This window comes from Elstera litoralis (genome assembly GCF_000963705.1).
Taxonomy (GTDB): Bacteria; Pseudomonadota; Alphaproteobacteria; order Elsterales; family Elsteraceae; genus Elstera; species Elstera litoralis.
Genome location: NZ_LAJY01000859.1, coordinates 1 through 4,700 on the forward strand (window position 1 = coordinate 1; position 4,700 = coordinate 4,700).

A 4,700-nucleotide genomic window follows, 5' to 3' on the forward strand; every position below is an offset into this window, starting at 1 on the left:
TTTCGCGCAGGGGTTTGTTCCGACTTCACGCGTTACGCGGGAAGCTTTGAGGACAAGGTTGCCCCATACTGACGGAGCTCGCTTAATAGAACGCCAACCTTCCGCATTAGATTATTTGTTTGATCTAGGACAGTATTAGACGAGTCTAGAACGATTCCGGCTTCAGTTTCTGTGGCCTCGATAGCGCTATTCACCGAAGCGGTTTTTTGAGCAACTGAATTGGCGCTGTGATCAATTTGAAGAACGGTTTCAGCAATATTGTGGGTAACTTTGTTTTGATCCGTTACCGAAGTCGATATTGTATCGGCTGATGAACTAATCAGGGTAATGGTTTGACCAATGCTGCGGACGGCACCAACAGCACTGGCAACTGCTTCCTGCATCGAAGAAATTTGCTGATTGATGTCCTCAGTCGCCTTGGCGGTCTGGCTGGCCAGATTTTTGACCTCCGACGCAACAACCGCGAAGCCTTTGCCAGCCTCACCCGCCCGCGCGGCTTCAATCGTCGCATTGAGCGCGAGAAGATTAGTTTGTGCGGCGATCGCGCTGATAATTCCGACAACATCGTTAATGCGCTGGGCGGCGCTACTCAGCCCCGTAATCGTCGCGTCTGTTCGCTCCGCTTCCTCGACGGCTTGAGCTGCAACGGCGCGACTTTGAACCGATTGTTGCCCCACATCGGCGATAGAGCGCGTTAATTCTTCGATAGACGACGCCACGCTCGTGATCCGCGCCGATGTCTCGAACGAGATCACTGCGACTTCCTTCGATTGGCCTTTCGTATCACCCAACCTGTGAGTCATTCCTTTTGCGACATGGGTCAAGTCGGTGGAAGAGCTAAGCAGATTTTGAACCATCTCCTCGACAGCTTGCTCAATCTTACCCGCTATATCATGAACAATTTCACGCTGTTGATCTTGAGATTGTTTATCTTTTATTGCTTGCTCTTGACGGAGTTGTTGAACGGCCCGCGCATTCCCGACAAAAACCTCAAGAGCGCGTGTCATTTGACCAATCTCATCCCGGCGTTTGGCCCCCGTGATTTGCACATTAAGATCTCCTTGAGCAAGGGCGCTCATGGCACGCTCGATCCGCCGGATACCCCGAGATATCTGCAGACCAATCCCAAAACTCGCCGAAAAAGTAACAATCAGTGCAGCAACTGAAACAAGTAAAATTAAGGTGCGAACATGATCCGCAATAGATTGAGCTTTTTCGCTTCGTTTAATCGTAGTTTGAATAGTAAAATTACGGAAACGTTCCAACGGTTCACGCAATAAAGCATATTTTGCAGCTGCTGTTGTAATAAGAGGAGTGGCAAGAACTGGATTGCGCTGCGCCATATCCGTTGCGGCTTTTGCACTTGCTACATATTCTTCCACTAATTTTGGAAGATTTACGATCAGCTCTTTTTCTTCATTGCCAAAGGAGTTTTCTGAAGCAACATCTTGAACGATTTTTGTGATTTTGTTGAGGCGCTCTGCGATCAAAAGCTGAATCTTACCGATTTCTTCATCCGAGCGCCCCAGCCGTTTCCAAACAACGATACTAAACATATCCGATTGAGTGTCGGCGACGGCCTGTACAAGCTCATCGCCCCGAATCACCGATGGTATATCGATTTTAACAATCTGGTTTGTTGATTGGGCCTGTTGCTCAAGCCCCGACCAGACTGTAAAGACAATAGCGACAAGAGCTATAACAAATAGTATTGGAGAAATTAGAATTTTGTTTCTAATTGAAAAATTCTGCAACATTACTTCACCCTCAAACAGAGTCCAGTGAGTGAATTGGGCGGCTTTCGTGACTGTAAAAAGCCGCCAACCCATCTAGGGAAGAAACCCAAGTGTATAGAGTTATCTAGAGATATACTCTCGATAGATTAACGACAAATCGTCAGCATTGTCGCAGGCTTCTCGATCCATTTGGAGAAGCAACTATACTCATATTCTGTTTCTTTAGTATAATGGGGCCAGAAAATTTTGCGTATAAGCCCCGCCTTTATCAGCCGCTTCAGTAAATTCTTTTTCCATAAAACGGCCTCTCAGATCTTGAAGCTGTTTCAATTCCATCCCGCCAATTTCCGGATACTTATTATGAACGGCAATTTTACCATTGACATAAAGAACAATACCCATTGGGTTGGCGCTCAAAGGAGAGGTTTTATTTTTAATGGCTTCGGCGGCTGCCGCAGCGCCTTTTTCTTTAACAAGGGTCGTTAATTCTACGACAACTTTCTGAAGCTGCTCATCGTTCCCGAAATCTGTTCCCGCAAGAACAGGGTGCGGCGCGAAAGCGAGAAGTGCGACGGACGCGACTCGCGCGAAGGCATTCAAACGGAACATGCACCATCTCCAAAACGAGAACATAGACTAGCGTATATTACCATCTCGCCTCTCGATGAAAACAGCATATTTCAAACAATTTTAAAAAAAACGCTATGGGCGTATATTGAGGCGAAAAAACGCGTTGGGGTTGATTCTGAGGAGAGATCGCACACGCTGTTGCTGAGGGCCATCCCGACTGTGTTTGGGATAAAATACAAACACAGTCGGGTCTTCGCGGGTTTGAGGCCAGAGCGTTTAGGGGGAGGGGTTAATTTCAGGTCCCTGGAAAATAGCTATACGCGGTGGGATTGATTGATAAGGGCGTTAACCCGTTAGCATCGGGGTTCAGTGTGCCGCCGGCTGAAATGATAACACCTGCGACCGCATTCAGCGCGGTCTGAAGCCCCCCCTCGATCCAACCCGAGGTCCAGGCTAAGCAATCTCCCGCCAAATAGACGCCCGTGTCGCGATTGGGGGTGAGGCATTTTTGATAATCGTAGAACATAGTCTGAACATAGGGGTCTTGGCCGGGTTGGCTTAGCTTAAAAGCACCGCTGAAATAGGGGGCGGATTGCCAGTCGGCATAAAGAATATTGCCTGGTCCAATTGGCTTTAGATTGCTTGCAAAAGCCGCATATCCCGGCCCCATCTCCGCGAGAAGAATCAAAAGCCCTTCATATAGGGCTACGGGATCGACCGCCCCGCCAGCTTGGGAAATACCGAGGGCTTGCTGTTTGGTGGCATTATCCTCCCAAGTGTAGGTGATAAAACAAACACCCGTGTCCGGCTCACCGTAATCCAGCGTGTAAATTTGCTGAATGGCCGTGTCGGACAACATAACCCGCGTGGCGTTGGGATTGTTGGCCCAGTATTTCTCGATACGTGCGGCGACTTTGATTGATGAAACCACATGCGTCCGCTTTACGGCTTCAGCCGTGTCGGCAGAAAGCTGGGGTGTATAGAGGGGGGATTTCGTTCCGGCTGAACTTGAAAATTGCGTGATATTCGTCTTCATTTCCATGGAGCGCGTCGTCGTAGCGACGATGACGCGCTGATACGGCCCAAAGCTCCCCGTTGGCCCGGTTAAGAAGAAGCCGGTCGAAATATGCTTGGTTAAATCATACTCAGAAACAAGATTAATGGGTGTGTTAAGCTTTAGGGCGAAGTTGTTTGGATATTGCGTGCTACACTGCTGCACAAGTGTGCTCGGGAGTGAGCGAATACCAACTTGAAGGAAATTCTGAGACGTTTCCAACTCATTGATAACAAGCCGCATGATTTCTGTGAAACCAACCGGATAAAGCGGGCCAAACCCGCCAGAGCCGATACCCAAAGCACCAAATTTGTCGAAATCGGAGAAGGTCCAGGCCGTGTTTCCGGGAATTTTATTCCCATTGGTGCCGGTAAAAATATCAAACAAAGCACCGTAAAAACTGGTCTGGCCGAAAAGATCAATATATTGCTGCCAAGCTGCCGTTGCGCCAGCGGTATCGCCCTGCTTCAGCTTATCAGTAATAGCAACAGCACTTTCTAGGATTGTATTGCCATTGCTGTCTTTCAGTCCTTCAGCGCAGAAAGCTCCCCAACCGACGAAGACCGTTCCGAATCCGGGCGGATAAGCCGCCTGGGAACTTAACCACTCATTGCTGGTCCCTTTGTAAGAAACGAGCGTTTGAACGACGCCTGGATCGGGAAAGGGCGGCAGCGAGGCAATCCCCCCGGGGGCGATTCCCAAAATTTTCCAGGTACCAGTTCATAATAAACTCGGAGGGTGGAAAGCGCATCGCCCCAAGTTCGGCTAAATCGCTCGTTGCCCCTGGAAACATAACCGAGTCGGCGCGCCCACCGACTTGATCCAAAGCATCAAAGAGGTCAACCGTAGCCCCGGCGCGGAGGAGTTCATAGCTCGCACACGCTCCAGAAACACCCGCACCAATAACGGCGATACGGGTACCCGCAGGGATGCTACCAAGGGGGCGATTATAGTTATTATTAAAAGACAACCATTGATCGTACGAAAAATTGGGGGTATCTATATACGGATGGCTTGTAATCTGTTCTGCGACTTTTGAGCGTACACTCGGAATATGAGCCATTTATAGAACCTCCTGAGGGGTTTTGCAAAGAATACTGTCACTTTTAATGTGCCAGCATTGTTTTTATAAACTCATTTAAGGTCAGGCTGGACACTGATGGCCCAAAAATACGTAGAAAACCATACAATGACAGCCTCCGGTATCGAGCTTCAGCGGATCTGAGCTTTTGAGTCGATATATAATAGGGTTATTTCCCTATAAAAGATAGTTTGAAAAATTACCTGATTCAAATTCATGTCTCGGGCGGTTTCAGTTTCTTTTTTAGCGTCGGGCTATG

At 48.5% G+C, this 4,700-nt stretch carries 4 protein-coding genes; all 4 read right to left on the bottom strand.

The window, feature by feature from the left end:
• Positions 1-32: 32 nt before the first annotated feature.
• The 4 genes from VZ95_RS23515 to VZ95_RS29535 all read right to left on the bottom strand — a co-directional run bounded on the left by VZ95_RS23515 (position 33) and on the right by VZ95_RS29535 (position 4,423).
• Entirely contained in the window at positions 33-1,757 is a 1,725-nt protein-coding gene (locus VZ95_RS23515) for a methyl-accepting chemotaxis protein (protein WP_198148450.1), read from the bottom strand.
• Positions 1,758-1,958: 201 nt separating this feature from the next.
• Positions 1,959-2,345 (bottom strand): hypothetical protein, encoded by a 387-nt coding sequence (locus VZ95_RS20290; protein WP_045777470.1) that lies wholly within the window; start codon positions 2,343-2,345, stop codon positions 1,959-1,961.
• Positions 2,346-2,601: 256 nt separating this feature from the next.
• Entirely contained in the window at positions 2,602-4,062 is a 1,461-nt protein-coding gene (locus tag VZ95_RS20295) for an FAD-dependent oxidoreductase (protein ID WP_045777471.1), read from the bottom strand.
• On the bottom strand, positions 3,968-4,423 hold the full coding sequence (locus VZ95_RS29535) for an NAD(P)-binding protein (protein ID WP_084627962.1): 456 nt from the start codon (positions 4,421-4,423) through the stop codon (positions 3,968-3,970). The genes VZ95_RS20295 and VZ95_RS29535 overlap by 95 nt, the downstream gene beginning before the upstream one ends.
• Positions 4,424-4,700: the final 277 nt, after the last annotated feature.